Consider the following 15,431-nt stretch of genomic DNA (forward strand, 5'->3'; position numbering starts at 1 on the left):
GACATGACGACACATATTCAACGCTCGGCCCTGTTGCCTTATCCGGCGCAGTTTTTGTACGACCTGGTCAACGACGTGGCGCGCTACCCGGAGTTTTTACCCTGGTGCTCGTCGGCCGAGGTGCTGGAGAGCAGTGAGGTGCAGATGCGCGCCAGCCTGGCCGTTGCCAAGGGCGGGCTCAGCCAGCATTTCGTGACGCGCAATACCCTGGTGCCGGGCCAGTCGATCGAGATGAACCTGGAGGAAGGGCCGTTCAACCAGTTGCACGGCGTGTGGATTTTCAAACCGCTGGGTGAGAAGGCCTGCAAGATCAGCCTGGATTTGTCGTTCGACTACGCCGGTCCACTGGTTCGCGCGACCTTGGGGCCTTTGTTCAACCAGGCGGCCAACACCCTGGTCGATGCGTTTTGTCAGCGGGCCAAGCAGTTGCATGCTTGAGCCAATGATTGAAGTCGAGGTGGTGTATGCCGCGGTCGACCGGCAGGTATTGCTCAGTGTTGCGGTGCCAACGGGGACTACTGTTCGTGCGGCAGTGAAAGGCTGTGGGATAGGCACGCAATTTCCAGAATTGGATCTGGACAATTGTCCGCTGGGGATCTTTGGCAAAGCGGTTGCGGACCCGGGGAAGCAGCCGGTTCGGGCGGACGACCGCATTGAAATCTACCGCCCGCTGCTGGCTGACCCTAAAGAGGTCCGACGTCTGCGCGCGGCAAAGGCGGCTCAGGCCCGGGCTCGTACTTCAGAGTCCTGAGCAAATCGACAGGCAACAAAAAGCCCGGACTCGCCGGGCTTTTTTATTCCGCCACAAATTATTGCGGCGAGGTGTCCAGAGGTTCTGGCGTTGGCACCGGAACGGTCTCGACGTTGTCGACGTCCTTCTGGATCTGATCGAGCAGAGAGCCAGGCTTGGCCGGTTTTTCCGGTTTTGGCTGCTCGGCGTTTTCAGTAGGGGCGGTCACGGTGGTGCCACTGTCCTTGCCCAGGATGGCTTCGTCACGGCTTACGCCAGGCATGAAGTCACCGGAAAGGCTGACCAGTTGGTCGTTACCGTTGAAGATAACGCTGACGCGCTCCTGCTGGCGTTCACCGCCACCTGGTTGCAGGCTGTACAGATAATCCCAGCGATCGGCGTGGAACGTGTCGGTCAACAGAGGGTTGCCCATGATAAACCGTACTTGCCGGCGGGTCATTCCCGGGCGTAACTGGTCTATCATGTCCTGCGTGACGACATTGCCCTGCTGGATGTCGATTTTGTAAACCCCGGGGAATGAACAACCGGCGAGTGCGAGCAGTCCCACGAAGGTGAAACTGGTTAGCAAGAGCTTGGTGTTTTGCATCGGTGGGCGACTTCCACTATCTTGGCTGGGACAACGTAAACCCCGATCATACCCGCATTAAGAGAAGCTGCGAAGCAGCATCCGCGAGAAAGCTGACCATGGTTGAAAATAGCGAACTACGTAAAGCCGGCCTTAAAGTGACTCTGCCACGGGTCAAAATTCTACAAATGCTCGATTCCGCCGAGCAGCGACACATGAGCGCCGAGGATGTTTACAAGGCGCTGATGGAAGCTGGCGAGGATGTCGGTCTGGCCACGGTTTACCGTGTTCTGACCCAGTTTGAAGCAGCAGGCCTTGTGGTACGCCACAACTTTGATGGCGGTCATGCTGTATTCGAACTGGCTGACGGCGGTCACCACGACCACATGGTCAACGTGGATTCCGGTGAGGTGATCGAATTCTTCGACGAAGAAATCGAGAAGCTTCAGAAGGCGATTGTCGAGAAGCATGGCTTCGAGTTGGTGGATCACAACTTGGTGCTGTACGTACGCACGAAGAAATAAGCATGTCGCGCGGACATAGTCCGCGAAACGATCGAAGGCGACCCAAGGGTCGCCTTCGTGCTTTCTGCTCTTTATTAAAGTGGCAGGGACTCAAGCCTTGGCGGTAACCACCATTTTTTTCGCGTGGGCCAGCGACTCCTTGGTCAGGTCGATGCCGCCCAGCATCCGCGCTACCTCTTCGATCCGCTCGGTCTTGCCCAATTTGGAAACCGCGGTGTGAGTCGCATCGCTGCCGCGCACCTTGTGCACAAAAAGATGTTGATGGCCCTGGGCTGCCACCTGCGGCAGGTGGGTGACCGTCAATACCTGGCCGCGCTCGCCGAGGCGACGTAGCAGTTGGCCGACGATCTCCGCGGTCGGGCCGCCGATGCCGACGTCCACTTCATCGAATACCAGGGTCGGGACACGAGAGGTCTGCGCGGTAATCACCTGGATTGCCAGGCTGATCCGCGACAGTTCGCCCCCGGATGCGACTTTAGCCAGGGCCTTGAGCGGCTGGCCGGGGTTGGCGCTGACCAGCAGCTCGACCTGCTCGAGGCCGTTGGGCTGCAGTTCATCGCCGCTGTTGGCGTGCAGTTCGATGGTGAAGCGGCCGCCAGGCATGCCCAGGCGCTGGATTTCCTGTTCGACGGCGCTGGCCAGGCTGGTTGCGGCCTGCTGGCGCAGCTCGCTCAGCTCCCTGGCTTTTTCGTGATAGTGCCGGGCAAAGGATTTCAGCTCATCGCCCAGGCGCTCAATGGATTCGTCATTGGCATCCAGAGTTTCGATTTCCTCCAGCAGTTTCTGCTGCATGGCTGCCACCTCGGTGGGCTGGATTCGGTGTTTGCGGGCCAGGGTATAGATGGCGTCCAGCCGCTCCTCCAGTTGTTGCAGGCGCGCCGGGTCCGCGTCGAAGTGGTCGACGAAGCGGTTCAGTTCGCCGACGGCTTCTTCGACCTGGATCTGCGCGCTGGCCAGCAGGTTGGTGGCTTCCGCCAGGGCGCCGGAGGTGTTGCCGATGCTCGACAGGCGATTGAGGCTCGCTGTCAGGGCGCTGAGGACGTTGCCCGAATCACTTTCGCTGCAATGCTCGACGACCTGCCGGCAGATGCCCAGCAGGCTTTCGGCATTGGTCAGGTTCTTGTGTTCGAGTTCCAGTTGCTCGAGTTCGTTTTCGCCCAAGGCGAGGTTCTCCAGTTCCTCCAGCTGATAGCTGAGGAGCTGGTGGCGAGCCCGTTGCTCGTCCCCGGAATTGGACAGGCGCTCCAGTTCCTGGCGGGTCTGGCGCCAGCGCTGGGCTGCCAGCGATACCTGGCGGGCCAGGTCGGTGGCGCCGGCGTATTCGTCGAGCAGGCGGCGGTGGGTATCGGTTTTCAGCAGCGACTGGTGTTCATGCTGGCTGTGGATGTCGATCAGCAGTTCGCCGAGAGCCTTGAGGTCGCCTAGCGGGCAGGGGGAGCCATTGATGTAGCCACGGGAACGGCCTTCGGCGGTGATGACCCGGCGCAGGATGCATGGGCTGTCGTTGTCCAGGTCGCGTTCGGCGAGCCAGGCGCGGGCCTCGGGAATATCTTCCAGGTCGAAGGTGGCGAGAATGTCGGCCTTGTCGGCACCTGGGCGTACTACGCCACTGTCGGCGCGATCACCCAGGGTCAGCCCCAGGGCGTCGAGCATGATCGATTTGCCGGCGCCGGTTTCACCCGTGATGACGCTCATCCCGCGATCCAGTTCCAGATCGAGATGTTCAACGATGGCGTAGTTGTGTACGGACAGGTGCACCAGCATAAAGGCCGCTCCCAGGCTTTAGGTCTGGTTATTTATACAGTGTTTTGTTTTCGACTGACAATGCCCGTCCTTAGCTTGATTCGCTTGCTTGGCGGATTTTTTTATCGCGCGCGGGAATGATTGGTGGCCGGCGTTAGGGAGCGCCCAATGATTTTTGCCGAGGGCGCGGCCCTTGAACCTGGAAAATGCGACCCCATATACCGGGGCAGAAGCGTGAGTTGAGCTCGCGGACGATATTGAAAGGAGAATTTTATGGCTGACGAACAGACGCTGGATACGCAAAATCTCGACGCCAATCAGGCCCCCGAGGCCTCGGGCGAAGATCTGGCGGCTCGTGTGCAAGTGCTCGAAGAGCAGTTGGCTGGCGCTCAGGATCAGGCATTGCGTGTCGCAGCCGATCTGCAGAACGTCCGCCGCCGTGCCGAGCAGGATGTAGAAAAAGCTCACAAATTCGCCCTTGAGCGTTTTGCTGGCGACCTGCTGCCAGTGATCGACAGTCTCGAGCGCGGTCTTGAGTTGTCCAGCCCGGACGACGAAAGCATTCGCCCGATGCGTGAAGGTATCGAACTGACCCTGAAGATGTTCCAGGACACCCTGAAGCGTTATCAGCTGGAAGCGATCGATCCGCATGGCGAACCGTTCAACGCTGAACAGCACCAGGCGATGGCCATGCAGGAAAGTGCTGACGTCGAGCCGAACAGTGTTCTCAAGGTGTTCCAGAAGGGCTATCAGCTCAACGGTCGCCTGCTGCGCCCGGCCATGGTCGTGGTCAGCAAGGCACCCGCACCGGTTTCGCCTTCGATTGACGAGAAGGCTTGAAATCGCGCGCAGGGCCCCCATTTATAGGTCAAGCGTTTAAGTGCTACCGCAGTCGGCCACCACTGCTGCGGCAACAAAATCTAAAGTTTCGGGAGAGTTAACATGGGCAAAATTATCGGTATCGACCTGGGGACTACCAACTCCTGCGTCTCCATTCTTGAAAACGGCAACGTAAAAGTTATCGAAAACGCTGAAGGCGCGCGTACCACGCCGTCCATCATCGCTTACGCCAACGATGGCGAAATCCTGGTTGGCCAGTCGGCCAAGCGTCAGGCCGTGACCAACCCGCACAACACCCTGTACGCGGTGAAGCGTCTGATCGGTCGCCGTTTCGACGAAGAAGTTGTACAGAAAGACATCCAGATGGTCCCTTACAAGATCGTCAAGGCTGACAACAACGACGCCTGGGTTGAAGTGAACGGCCAGAAAATGGCTCCGCCACAGATCTCGGCTGAAATCCTCAAGAAAATGAAGAAGACCGCCGAAGACTACCTCGGCGAGGCCGTGACCGAAGCGGTGATCACCGTTCCGGCCTACTTCAACGACAGCCAGCGCCAGGCGACCAAAGACGCCGGCCGCATCGCGGGCCTGGATGTAAAACGCATCATCAACGAACCTACCGCGGCCGCTCTGGCTTACGGCATGGACAAGGCCAAGGGCGATCACACCGTGATCGTTTATGACCTGGGTGGCGGTACCTTCGACGTATCCGTGATCGAAATCGCTGAAGTCGATGGCGAGCACCAGTTCGAAGTACTGGCAACCAACGGTGACACCTTCCTCGGTGGTGAAGACTTCGACATCCGTCTGATCGACTACCTCGTGGACGAGTTCAAGAAAGAAAGCGGCATGAACCTCAAGGGTGACCCGCTGGCCATGCAGCGCCTGAAAGAAGCCGCTGAAAAAGCCAAGATCGAGCTGTCCTCGAGCCAGCAGACCGACGTCAACCTGCCGTACATCACCGCAGATGCCACTGGTCCTAAGCACCTGAACGTGAAGATCTCCCGCGCCAAGCTGGAATCGCTGGTCGAAGACCTGGTTCAGCGCACCATCGAGCCTTGCCGCATCGCCATGAAAGACGCCGGTATCGACGTCAGCAAGATCGACGACGTGATCCTGGTTGGCGGTCAGACCCGCATGCCGCTGGTGCAGAAGCTGGTGACCGATTTCTTCGGTAAAGAAGCACGCAAGGACGTGAACCCGGACGAAGCCGTTGCCATGGGTGCTGCCATCCAGGGCGCGGTACTGGCCGGTGACGTGAAAGACGTACTGCTGCTGGACGTCAGCCCGCTGACCCTGGGTATCGAAACCATGGGTGGCGTGATGACCGCGCTGATCGAGAAAAACACCACGATTCCTACCAAGAAATCGCAAGTGTTCTCGACTGCCGACGACAACCAGGGCGCAGTGACCATTCACGTGCTGCAGGGCGAGCGTAAGCAAGCCGCGCAGAACAAGTCCCTGGGCAAGTTCGACCTGGCCGAGATTCCACCAGCTCCACGTGGCGTGCCGCAAATCGAAGTGACCTTCGACATCGACGCCAACGGCATCCTGCACGTAGGTGCGAAAGACAAGGCGACCGGCAAGACCCAGTCGATCGTGATCAAGGCCAACTCCGGTCTGTCCGAGGAAGAAATTCAGCAGATGGTTCGTGATGCTGAAGTCAACGCCGAAGAAGACCGCAAGTTCGAAGAGCTGGCCAGCGCGCGCAACCAAGGCGATGCCCTGGTTCACTCGACTCGCAAGATGATCGCTGATGCGGGCGACAAAGTGACTGCTGAAGAGAAGGCTGCGATCGAAGCTGCCGTGGTTGCCCTTGAAGCTGCTATCAAAGGCGACGACAAGGCTGCTATCGACGCGAAGGTCGAAGAGCTGTCGAAAGTGTCCGCTCCGGTCGCTCAGAAGATGTACGCCGAGCAGGCTCAGCCGGCAGAAGGCGCAGCTTCGCAGGGTGAATCGGCCGAGAAAGCCGACGACGTCGTCGACGCTGAGTTCGAAGAAGTAAAAGACCACAAGTAAGACTGCTTGTTGGTCGGCCGGTTGACTGCCTTTGTGCGGTGACTGGTAGGATGTCGCCGCGCGGGAGCTTGCTCCCGCGTTGGCGTGTCTGGAGCAAGCGAATTTTTTACGGCGTGCGGCTCTTTTCGCGCGCTGGCGGTACGGTCGGAAATGCTCCTGCTTTCCGTTCGGGATTACCGCAGTTGTCGGCCAGTCTGTTGGTCGTCTATCCAAGACCAGGATCGTTGAATTGACGTGAGTTGGGTCCGGGCCTGTATTGGGGCTCAACGAGTTTGACGAGGCTCAGGAGAGCGTTGTCGAACGTCCTTAAGAGTGCGAAGACTTATGGCAAAGCGTGACTATTACGAAGTATTGGGTGTGGAGCGAGGCTCGAGCGAAGCCGACCTGAAAAAGGCTTACCGCCGCCTGGCGATGAAGCACCACCCGGACCGTAATCCCGGCGACAAAGCGTCGGAAGATATGTTCAAGGAGGCCAACGAGGCCTACGAAGTATTGTCTGACTCGAGCAAGCGCGCGGCTTATGACCAGTACGGTCACGCCGGTGTCGATCCGAGCATGGGCGGTGGTGGCGCCGGCTTCGGTGGCCAGAACTTCTCCGACATCTTTGGCGATGTCTTCAGTGATTTCTTTGGTGGCGGTCGTGGCGGCTCCCGTGGCGGGGCTCAGCGTGGCAGCGACTTGCGCTACACCCTGGAGCTGAACCTGGAAGAGGCGGTGCGCGGCACCACCGTGAATATCCGCGTTCCGACGCTGGTCAACTGCAAGCCTTGCGACGGCTCGGGCGCCAAGAAAGGCTCCTCGCCTGTGACCTGCCCGACCTGTGGCGGTATCGGCCAGGTGCGCATGCAGCAGGGCTTCTTCTCGGTGCAGCAGACCTGCCCGCGTTGCCATGGCCAGGGCAAGATCATTTCCGATCCGTGCGATTCCTGTCATGGCGAAGGTCGCGTCGAAGAGTACAAGACGCTGTCGGTGAAGGTGCCGGCGGGTGTCGATACCGGCGACCGCATTCGTCTGTCCGGCGAAGGAGAGGCGGGGACCCAGGGCGGCCCTACGGGCGACCTGTATGTGGTGATCAATGTGCGTGAGCACTCGATCTTCCAGCGCGACGGCAAGCACCTGTTCTGTGAAGTGCCTATCAGCTTCGTTGACGCGGCGCTGGGCGGCGAGCTGGAAATCCCGACGCTGGATGGCCGGGTCAAGCTGAAGATCCCTGAGGGCACCCAGACCGGCAAGCAGTTCCGTGTGCGTGGCAAGGGTGTGGCTCCGGTGCGTGGCGGCGGCGCTGGCGACTTGATGTGCCGGGTTGCGGTGGAGACTCCCGTAAACCTGAGTCGTCGTCAGCGTGAGCTGCTCGAAGAGCTGCGTGGTTCCCTGGCGGACGATAATACCCACTCGCCGAAAACCACTGGCTGGTTCGAAGGCGTGAAGCGCTTCTTCGGCGACCTGTAAGGAGCGAAGCATGCGACGTATAGCTGTGATGGGCGCCGCAGGGCGCATGGGTAAGAACCTGGTGGAGGCCGTGCAACAGCGCTCGCCGCTCTCCGGACTTACCGCGGCGATCGTGCGGCCTGGCAGTTCGTTGGTCGGTGCCGATGCTGGCGAGCTGGCATCGCTGGGGCGCATCGGTGTGCCGATGTCCGACAGCCTGGAAAAGGTTGCCGATGAATTCGATGTGTTGATCGATTTCACGTTGCCGGAAGTGATGCTGAAGAACCTGGCGTTCTGCCGCAAGGCGGGCAAGGCCATGGTGATCGGTACCACGGGCTTGGGCGCCAAGGAAAAGCAGGTGCTGGCCGAGGCAGGCAAGGATATTCCGATCGTGTTCGCCGCCAACTTCAGCGTTGGCGTCAATCTGTCGCTGAAGCTGCTCGACATGGCAGCCCGTGTGCTGGGCGATGATGCAGACATCGAAATCATCGAGGCGCATCACCGGCACAAGATCGACGCGCCTTCGGGAACCGCTCTGCGCATGGGCGAGGTGATTGCCGATGCGCTGGGGCGTGATCTGCAGAAGGTCGCGGTGTATGGCCGTGAAGGCCATACCGGCGCTCGTGAGCGTGAAACCATTGGTTTCGCCACGGTCCGGGGTGGTGATGTGGTGGGCGATCACACGGTGTTGTTCGCTGCTGAGGGCGAGCGTCTGGAGATTACCCATAAGGCTTCCAGTCGCATGACTTTCGCCAAGGGCGCGGTACGTGCTGCGTTGTGGCTGGACGGTCGTCCGGCGGGTCTTTATGACATGCAGGATGTGCTGGATCTGCGTTGAGATGCATCCAAAACAGGGCCAGGCTTTGCGCTTGAGCCCTGTTTTACCCCGCTAAGCGATGTTCTGTCGCATTCCTCTGCCTTTAAGGCTCTTTAGCGGTGGACCAAAAAAGCCTTTTTCTGTAAGCTACAGCTTTAGTGTGTCCACTAAAAGCGCGCAGAATAATTCGGTGAAGAAGCGGGGTGACGTGTCCATACGTCACTCCGCTTTTTTACAACCTGCGATCGCCCTTTCAGGCTTTATTTACGGGAGGTCTTCTTGACTAAGCCAGCCATACTCGCCCTTGCTGATGGCAGCATTTTTCGCGGCGAAGCCATTGGAGCCGACGGTCAAACCGTTGGTGAGGTGGTGTTTAACACCGCAATGACCGGCTATCAGGAAATCCTTACCGATCCTTCCTACGCCCAACAGATCGTTACCCTGACTTACCCGCATATCGGCAATACCGGCACCACGCCGGAAGACGCCGAGTCCGATCGTGTCTGGTCGGCCGGTCTGGTGATTCGCGACCTGCCACTGGTTGCGAGCAACTGGCGTAACACCCTGTCCCTGTCCGACTACCTGAAAGCCAACAACGTTGTGGCGATCGCTGGTATCGACACCCGTCGCCTGACGCGCATCCTGCGCGAGAAAGGCGCGCAGAACGGCTGCATCATGGCTGGCGACAACATCTCCGACGAAGCGGCGATTGCCGCAGCGCGCGGCTTCCCTGGCCTGAAAGGCATGGATCTGGCGAAGGTCGTCAGCACCAAGGAAAGCTACGAGTGGCGCTCCAGCGTCTGGAGCCTGAAGACCGACAGTCATCCGACCATCGAGGCTTCCGAGCTGCCGTACCACGTGGTTGCCTACGACTACGGCGTCAAGCTGAACATCCTGCGCATGCTGGTCGAGCGCGGTTGCCGCGTGACCGTAGTGCCTGCGCAAACTCCGGCCAGCGACGTCCTGGTACTCAAGCCTGACGGCGTGTTCCTGTCCAACGGCCCTGGCGACCCCGAGCCTTGCGATTACGCCATCCAGGCGATCAAGGACGTGCTGGAAACCGAGATCCCGGTCTTCGGTATCTGCCTGGGCCACCAACTGCTGGCACTGGCCTCCGGCGCCAAGACGGTGAAGATGGGGCACGGCCACCACGGTGCCAACCACCCGGTCCAGGACCTGGACAGCGGTGTAGTGATGATCACCAGCCAGAACCACGGTTTTGCGGTGGACGAAGCCACCCTGCCAGGCAACGTGCGGGCGATCCACAAATCGCTGTTCGACGGTACCTTGCAAGGCATCGAACGTACCGACAAGAGCGCATTCAGCTTCCAGGGCCACCCTGAAGCGAGCCCGGGCCCGAACGATGTGGCGCCGCTGTTCGATCGTTTCATCAACGAGATGGCCAAGCGACGCTGAGTGCTCGCCCCTGAAGGTGGCCCCGGTCTCGGCGGCCCCTTCAGCGCTTCAGAGATTTGATCAAGACGGCTTGCCGACTGACCTGCGGATTTGAGTGACAACCCATGCCAAAACGTACAGACATTAAAAGCATCCTGATTCTCGGCGCTGGCCCGATCGTGATCGGCCAGGCTTGCGAATTCGACTACTCCGGCGCCCAGGCCTGCAAGGCCCTGCGCGAAGAGGGTTACCGGGTCATCCTGGTGAACTCGAACCCGGCGACCATCATGACCGATCCGGCCATGGCCGACGCCACCTACATCGAGCCGATCAAGTGGCAGACCGTTGCCAAGATCATCGAGAAAGAGCGTCCGGACGCTCTGCTTCCGACCATGGGTGGCCAGACTGCGTTGAACTGCGCCCTGGACCTGGAGCGTGAAGGCGTTCTGGAGAAGTTCGGCGTGGAAATGATCGGCGCCAATGCCGACACCATCGACAAGGCCGAAGACCGTTCGCGCTTCGACACCGCGATGAAGGCGATCGGCCTGGAGTGCCCGCGCTCCGGTATCGCCCACAGCATGGACGAGGCCAATGCGGTCCTCGAGAAACTGGGCTTCCCGTGCATCATCCGCCCGTCCTTCACCATGGGTGGCACCGGTGGTGGCATTGCTTACAACCGTGAAGAGTTCGAAGAAATCTGCGCCCGTGGTCTGGACCTGTCGCCGACCAAGGAACTGCTGATCGACGAATCGCTGATCGGCTGGAAAGAATACGAGATGGAGGTGGTCCGCGATAAGAAGGACAACTGCATCATCGTTTGCTCGATCGAAAACTTCGACCCGATGGGCGTGCACACCGGTGACTCGATCACCGTGGCTCCTGCGCAAACCCTGACCGACAAGGAATACCAGATACTGCGCAACGCCTCCCTGGCGGTACTGCGTGAGATCGGCGTGGAAACCGGTGGCTCCAACGTCCAGTTCGGCATCTGCCCGAACACTGGCCGTATGGTGGTGATCGAGATGAACCCGCGGGTATCCCGTTCTTCGGCCCTGGCTTCGAAAGCCACCGGCTTCCCGATCGCCAAGGTCGCCGCCAAGCTGGCCGTGGGTTACACCCTGGACGAGCTGTCGAACGACATCACCGGTGGCAAGACCCCAGCGTCCTTCGAGCCGTCCATCGACTACGTCGTGACCAAGCTGCCACGCTTCGCCTTCGAAAAATTCGCCAAGGCCGATGCCCGCCTGACCACTCAGATGAAGTCGGTGGGTGAGGTGATGGCCATCGGCCGGACCTTCCAGGAATCCCTGCAGAAAGCACTGCGTGGCCTGGAAGTGGGTGTCTGCGGTCTGGATCCGAAGCTCGACCTGAGCAACCCGGAAAGCATGAACGTGCTCAAGCGCGAGCTGACCGTGCCGGGCGCCGAGCGTATCTGGTACGTGGCTGATGCGTTCCGTGCCGGCATGACCGTTGAGCAGATCTTCGGCATGAACATGATCGACCCTTGGTTCCTGGTGCAGATCGAAGATCTGATCAAGGAAGAGGAGAAGGTCAAGACTCTGGGCCTGTCGGCCATCGACCGCGACTTGATGTTCCGCCTCAAGCGCAAAGGTTTCTCCGACCAGCGTCTGGCCAAGCTGCTGGGCGTGACCGAGAAGAACCTGCGTACCCACCGCCACAAGCTGGAAGTGTTCCCGGTCTACAAGCGCGTCGACACCTGCGCAGCCGAGTTCGCCACCGATACCGCCTACCTGTACTCGACCTATGAGGAAGAGTGCGAGGCTGCACCTTCGGGGCGCGACAAGATCATGATCCTGGGTGGCGGTCCGAACCGTATCGGCCAGGGCATCGAGTTCGACTACTGCTGCGTGCACGCGGCACTGGCGCTGCGTGACGATGGTTACGAAACCATCATGGTCAACTGCAACCCGGAAACCGTTTCCACTGACTACGACACCTCCGATCGCCTGTACTTCGAGCCAGTGACCCTGGAAGACGTACTGGAAATCGTCCGCGTCGAGAAGCCAAAAGGTGTGATTGTCCAGTACGGCGGCCAGACTCCGCTGAAACTGGCGCGTGCCCTGGAAGCGGCCGGCGTGCCGATCATCGGTACCAGCCCTGACGCCATCGACCGTGCCGAAGACCGCGAACGTTTCCAGCAGATGGTCGAGCGCCTGAACCTGCGTCAGCCGCCAAACGCCACCGTGCGCAGCGAAGACGAAGCGATTCGTGCCGCGGCCAAGATCGGCTACCCGCTGGTGGTGCGTCCGTCCTATGTGCTGGGCGGCCGGGCGATGGAAATCGTTTACGAAGAAGAAGAGCTCAAGCGCTACCTGCGTGAAGCGGTGCAAGTATCCAACGACAGTCCAGTGCTGCTGGACCACTTCCTCAACTGCGCCATCGAGATGGACGTGGATGCGGTCTGCGACGGCAAGGATGTGGTGATCGGCGCGATCATGCAGCACATCGAACAGGCTGGCGTGCACTCCGGTGACTCCGCTTGCTCGCTGCCGCCGTACTCGCTGCCTGCGCACATCCAGGACGAGATGCGCGAACAGGTCAAGAAGATGGCCCTGGAGCTGGGTGTGGTCGGCCTGATGAACGTGCAGCTGGCCCTGCAGGGTGAGCAGATCTACGTTATCGAAGTGAACCCGCGTGCTTCCCGTACCGTGCCGTTCGTTTCCAAGTGCATCGGTGTCTCCCTGGCGATGATCGCCGCGCGCGTCATGGCGGGTAAGACCCTGAAAGAGCTGGGCTTCACCAAGGAAATCATTCCTAACTTCTATAGCGTCAAGGAAGCGGTGTTCCCGTTCGCCAAATTCCCGGGTGTCGATCCGATCCTCGGCCCAGAGATGAAGTCGACCGGCGAAGTGATGGGTGTCGGTGACACCTTCGGCGAAGCCTTCGCCAAGGCCCAGATGGGCGCTAGCGAAGTGCTGCCGACTGGTGGTACCGCGTTCATCAGCGTGCGTGACGACGACAAGCCGCTGGTTGCGGGCGTGGCTCGTGATCTGATCAACTTGGGCTTCGAAGTGGTCGCCACTGCCGGTACTGCCAAGCTGATCGAGGCGGCAGGCCTGAAGGTGCGCCGTGTGAACAAGGTGACTGAAGGTCGTCCGCACGTGGTTGACATGATCAAGAATGACGAAGTCACGCTGATCATCAACACCACCGAAGGTCGTCAGTCGATCGCTGACTCTTATTCCATTCGTCGTAACGCCTTGCAGCACAAGATCTACTGCACCACCACCATTGCTGCGGGTGAGGCCATCTGTGAAGCGCTCAAGTTCGGTCCGGAAAAGACCGTGCGTCGCTTGCAGGATCTACATGCAGGATTGAAGGCATGAATAAATACCCAATGACCGTCCAGGGCTCCAAGGCCCTGGAAGAAGAGTTGACGTTCCTAAGCAAGGTCGAGCGGCCACGCTTGAGCCAGGCCATCGGTGAGGCTCGAGAGCTCGGTGACCTCAAGGAAAACGCTGAATACCATGCTGCCCGCGAGGAGCAGGGAATGGTTGAAGCGCGCATCCGTGATATTGAAGGTCGCCTGCAAAACTCAGTTGTCATCGATGTGACGAGCATTCCTCATACAGGCAAGGTGATTTTCGGCACTACCGTCGAAATCGCCAACGTCGAAACCGATGAGAGCGTCACTTACCAGATCGTTGGTGAGGATGAGGCTGATATCAAGCTCGGAAAGATCTCTGTAGGTTCGCCCATTGCCCGTGCCTTGATCGCCAAGGAAGAGGGTGATGTGGTTGCCGTTAAAACGCCTAGCGGCGTGATCGAGTATGAGATTGTCGAAGTCCGCCACGTCTGAACGAGGGCGCCTGCTGAATGCAGGCGCCATGCTTTGGCAACTGACTCAGATGTTGTGGGTCGGTGGTGTGTGGTTGTTGCATGTCGGCTTGTTGCCGGTGCTGGGCCAGATTGGCCTGGCGCCGCTGCTGATCGAAGAGATCGGTAATGTGCTGAATGCGCTGCTGGTTGGTTTTTCAGCGGTATGCATCGTTCTTCAGGTGCTGGTATTGGTACGTGCTGAAGGGCTGGCGAGCCTGTGGCGGGATATACGAGGGCAGCTGCTGTTGGTGGCGTTATGTGCGTGCACGATGTATTTCGTGGTGCGCTTCGGGCTGTCGGATGTCGAGCGCTGGCAGCTGTTCAGCTATCTTGTCTTGGCTTTTTCCGGTCTGGTGCTGGTATTGCAGCCGGTGCCTGGGTGGAGTGGCAGGGCGCGCGAAGCACGCCCTTGACCCCTGTCGACGTCAGTGGAAGCGATGGACGTTGGACAGTTGCTTGTTTACCTTGGCGTTCTTGCGATAAATCAACGCCATTTTGCCGATGACCTGCACCAGATCCGCTTTGCCGGCCTTGCACAGTTCTGCAATGGCTTCCAGGCGGGATTCGCGTTCGAGGATGTTGAGCTTGATCTTGATCAGCTCATGATCGCTCAAGGCGCGTTCAAGTTCGGCCAACACACCTTCGGTCAAACCGTTGTCAGCCACAGTCAATACTGGTTTCAGATGGTGGCCAATGGATTTGTACTGTTTCTTCTGCTCTTGAGTGAGCGGCATAATCTGACCCCTGCGTCTGATCTTGTAAAAAGCGGCGGCCAGTTTACCCGAGCGCGTCCGGGACCGCCCAGTTAATCACGACCCGTTTTATTTTTTGAGGTGGCCCGTGGCCCGTTCCAAGACAAGCCATAACTGGCTGAAAGAGCACTTCAACGACCCATTCGTCAAAATGGCGCAAAAAGATGGGTACCGTTCGCGTGCCAGCTACAAGCTGCTGGAAATCCAGGAAAAGGATCGCCTGATCCGTCCTGGAATGAGTGTTATCGATCTGGGCGCGGCACCAGGGGGTTGGTCGCAGGTGACCAGTCGTCTGATCGGCGGGCAGGGGCGACTGATCGCTTCCGACATTCTGGAAATGGATAGCATCCCTGATGTCACCTTCATTCAGGGAGACTTCACCGAAGATGCAGTGTTGGCTCAAATCCTCGAGGCGGTCGGAAATTCCCAGGTTGACCTTGTGATTTCCGATATGGCCCCCAATATGAGTGGTACGCCCGCCGTAGATATGCCGCGGGCGATGTTTCTGTGCGAGTTGGCACTTGATTTGGCGGGGCGGGTTCTGCGTCCCGGTGGCGACTTCCTGATAAAGATTTTCCAGGGAGAAGGTTTCGACGAATACCACAAGAACGTTCGCAAGATGTTCGACAAGGTGGTGATGCGTAAACCGAGTTCTTCCCGTGATCGTTCTCGCGAGCAGTATCTGCTGGGACGTGGCTTTCGCGGGCGTATCGAGTAAAGGTTGTTTTTGACCGGGTTGATAGTTTTTTCGTATTTC

General features: G+C 59.2%; 15 protein-coding genes. 12 read left to right on the plus strand and 3 right to left on the minus strand.

What is annotated here, in order from left to right:
* Positions 1 to 3: 3 nt before the first annotated feature.
* Together AC07PQ_RS08935 and AC07PQ_RS08940 are read left to right on the plus strand one after the other, a co-directional pair.
* Positions 4 to 438, plus strand: a complete 435-nt coding sequence (locus AC07PQ_RS08935; protein ID WP_007920838.1) for a type II toxin-antitoxin system RatA family toxin — start codon at positions 4 to 6, stop codon at positions 436 to 438.
* Positions 431 to 751: an RnfH family protein gene (locus AC07PQ_RS08940; RefSeq protein WP_173679750.1), complete on the plus strand. Its 321-nt coding sequence runs from the start codon at positions 431 to 433 to the stop codon at positions 749 to 751. Before AC07PQ_RS08935 ends, AC07PQ_RS08940 begins: the two co-directional genes overlap by 8 nt.
* Before the next feature lie 58 nt (positions 752 to 809).
* Here the strand turns inward: AC07PQ_RS08940 and AC07PQ_RS08945 are convergent, their stop codons facing one another.
* On the minus strand, positions 810 to 1,337 hold the full coding sequence (locus tag AC07PQ_RS08945; protein ID WP_007920839.1) for an outer membrane protein assembly factor BamE: 528 nt from the start codon (positions 1,335 to 1,337) through the stop codon (positions 810 to 812).
* A gap of 98 nt (positions 1,338 to 1,435) precedes the next feature.
* Here AC07PQ_RS08945 and fur point away from each other — a divergent pair, with 98 nt between their 5' ends.
* On the plus strand, positions 1,436 to 1,840 hold the full coding sequence (fur, locus tag AC07PQ_RS08950) for a ferric iron uptake transcriptional regulator (RefSeq protein WP_007920840.1): 405 nt from the start codon (positions 1,436 to 1,438) through the stop codon (positions 1,838 to 1,840).
* Positions 1,841 to 1,930: 90 nt separating this feature from the next.
* Here the strand turns inward: fur and recN are convergent, their stop codons facing one another.
* The gene (gene recN / locus AC07PQ_RS08955) at positions 1,931 to 3,604 is read right to left on the minus strand and encodes a DNA repair protein RecN (protein WP_007920841.1); all 1,674 of its coding nucleotides are present in this window, start codon (positions 3,602 to 3,604) and stop codon (positions 1,931 to 1,933) included.
* Between the two features lie 252 nt (positions 3,605 to 3,856).
* Here recN and grpE point away from each other — a divergent pair, with 252 nt between their 5' ends.
* From grpE to AC07PQ_RS08995, 8 genes are all read left to right on the plus strand, one after another.
* Positions 3,857 to 4,423: a nucleotide exchange factor GrpE gene (grpE, locus tag AC07PQ_RS08960; RefSeq protein WP_007920848.1), complete on the plus strand. Its 567-nt coding sequence runs from the start codon at positions 3,857 to 3,859 to the stop codon at positions 4,421 to 4,423.
* 102 nt (positions 4,424 to 4,525) lie between these two features.
* On the plus strand, positions 4,526 to 6,442 hold the full coding sequence (dnaK, locus tag AC07PQ_RS08965; RefSeq protein WP_007920851.1) for a molecular chaperone DnaK: 1,917 nt from the start codon (positions 4,526 to 4,528) through the stop codon (positions 6,440 to 6,442).
* A 324-nt stretch (positions 6,443 to 6,766) separates the two neighbouring features.
* Positions 6,767 to 7,891: a molecular chaperone DnaJ gene (gene dnaJ, locus AC07PQ_RS08970; RefSeq protein ID WP_007920853.1), complete on the plus strand. Its 1,125-nt coding sequence runs from the start codon at positions 6,767 to 6,769 to the stop codon at positions 7,889 to 7,891.
* Positions 7,892 to 7,901: 10 nt separating this feature from the next.
* A complete protein-coding gene (dapB, locus tag AC07PQ_RS08975; RefSeq protein WP_007920855.1) occupies positions 7,902 to 8,708 on the plus strand; it encodes a 4-hydroxy-tetrahydrodipicolinate reductase in 807 nt (268 codons plus the stop codon).
* A gap of 258 nt (positions 8,709 to 8,966) precedes the next feature.
* Entirely contained in the window at positions 8,967 to 10,103 is a 1,137-nt protein-coding gene (carA, locus tag AC07PQ_RS08980) for a glutamine-hydrolyzing carbamoyl-phosphate synthase small subunit (RefSeq protein WP_493185372.1), read from the plus strand.
* Positions 10,104 to 10,207: 104 nt separating this feature from the next.
* Positions 10,208 to 13,429, plus strand: a complete 3,222-nt coding sequence (gene carB, locus AC07PQ_RS08985; RefSeq protein ID WP_007920860.1) for a carbamoyl-phosphate synthase large subunit — start codon at positions 10,208 to 10,210, stop codon at positions 13,427 to 13,429.
* Positions 13,426 to 13,902: a transcription elongation factor GreA gene (greA, locus tag AC07PQ_RS08990; RefSeq protein ID WP_007920862.1), complete on the plus strand. Its 477-nt coding sequence runs from the start codon at positions 13,426 to 13,428 to the stop codon at positions 13,900 to 13,902. Before carB ends, greA begins: the two co-directional genes overlap by 4 nt.
* Before the next feature lie 28 nt (positions 13,903 to 13,930).
* Positions 13,931 to 14,335, plus strand: a complete 405-nt coding sequence (locus tag AC07PQ_RS08995; RefSeq protein WP_493185373.1) for an MFS transporter — start codon at positions 13,931 to 13,933, stop codon at positions 14,333 to 14,335.
* A 12-nt stretch (positions 14,336 to 14,347) separates the two neighbouring features.
* Here AC07PQ_RS08995 and AC07PQ_RS09000 read toward each other — a convergent pair whose 3' ends face one another.
* Positions 14,348 to 14,656 (minus strand): YhbY family RNA-binding protein, encoded by a 309-nt coding sequence (locus AC07PQ_RS09000; RefSeq protein ID WP_007920867.1) that lies wholly within the window; start codon positions 14,654 to 14,656, stop codon positions 14,348 to 14,350.
* Positions 14,657 to 14,762: 106 nt separating this feature from the next.
* Here AC07PQ_RS09000 and rlmE point away from each other — a divergent pair, with 106 nt between their 5' ends.
* Complete coding sequence (gene rlmE, locus AC07PQ_RS09005) at positions 14,763 to 15,392, plus strand: 23S rRNA (uridine(2552)-2'-O)-methyltransferase RlmE (protein WP_007920869.1); 630 nt, start codon at positions 14,763 to 14,765, stop codon at positions 15,390 to 15,392.
* Positions 15,393 to 15,431 lie beyond the last annotated feature (39 nt).

The sequence above is a fragment of the Pseudomonas sp. GW821-FHT09E12 genome (assembly GCF_059416085.1).

Coding starts and splice junctions, on each gene's coding strand:
- AC07PQ_RS08935 (WP_007920838.1), top strand. CDS start 4: ATGACGACACATATTCAACGCTCGGCCCTGTTGCCTTATCCGGCGCAG.
- AC07PQ_RS08940 (WP_173679750.1), top strand. CDS start 431: ATGCTTGAGCCAATGATTGAAGTCGAGGTGGTGTATGCCGCGGTCGAC.
- AC07PQ_RS08945 (WP_007920839.1), bottom strand. CDS start 1,337: ATGCAAAACACCAAGCTCTTGCTAACCAGTTTCACCTTCGTGGGACTG.
- fur (WP_007920840.1), top strand. CDS start 1,436: ATGGTTGAAAATAGCGAACTACGTAAAGCCGGCCTTAAAGTGACTCTG.
- recN (WP_007920841.1), bottom strand. CDS start 3,604: ATGCTGGTGCACCTGTCCGTACACAACTACGCCATCGTTGAACATCTC.
- grpE (WP_007920848.1), top strand. CDS start 3,857: ATGGCTGACGAACAGACGCTGGATACGCAAAATCTCGACGCCAATCAG.
- dnaK (WP_007920851.1), top strand. CDS start 4,526: ATGGGCAAAATTATCGGTATCGACCTGGGGACTACCAACTCCTGCGTC.
- dnaJ (WP_007920853.1), top strand. CDS start 6,767: ATGGCAAAGCGTGACTATTACGAAGTATTGGGTGTGGAGCGAGGCTCG.
- dapB (WP_007920855.1), top strand. CDS start 7,902: ATGCGACGTATAGCTGTGATGGGCGCCGCAGGGCGCATGGGTAAGAAC.
- carB (WP_007920860.1), top strand. CDS start 10,208: ATGCCAAAACGTACAGACATTAAAAGCATCCTGATTCTCGGCGCTGGC.
- greA (WP_007920862.1), top strand. CDS start 13,426: ATGAATAAATACCCAATGACCGTCCAGGGCTCCAAGGCCCTGGAAGAA.
- AC07PQ_RS08995 (WP_493185373.1), top strand. CDS start 13,931: ATGCTTTGGCAACTGACTCAGATGTTGTGGGTCGGTGGTGTGTGGTTG.
- AC07PQ_RS09000 (WP_007920867.1), bottom strand. CDS start 14,656: ATGCCGCTCACTCAAGAGCAGAAGAAACAGTACAAATCCATTGGCCAC.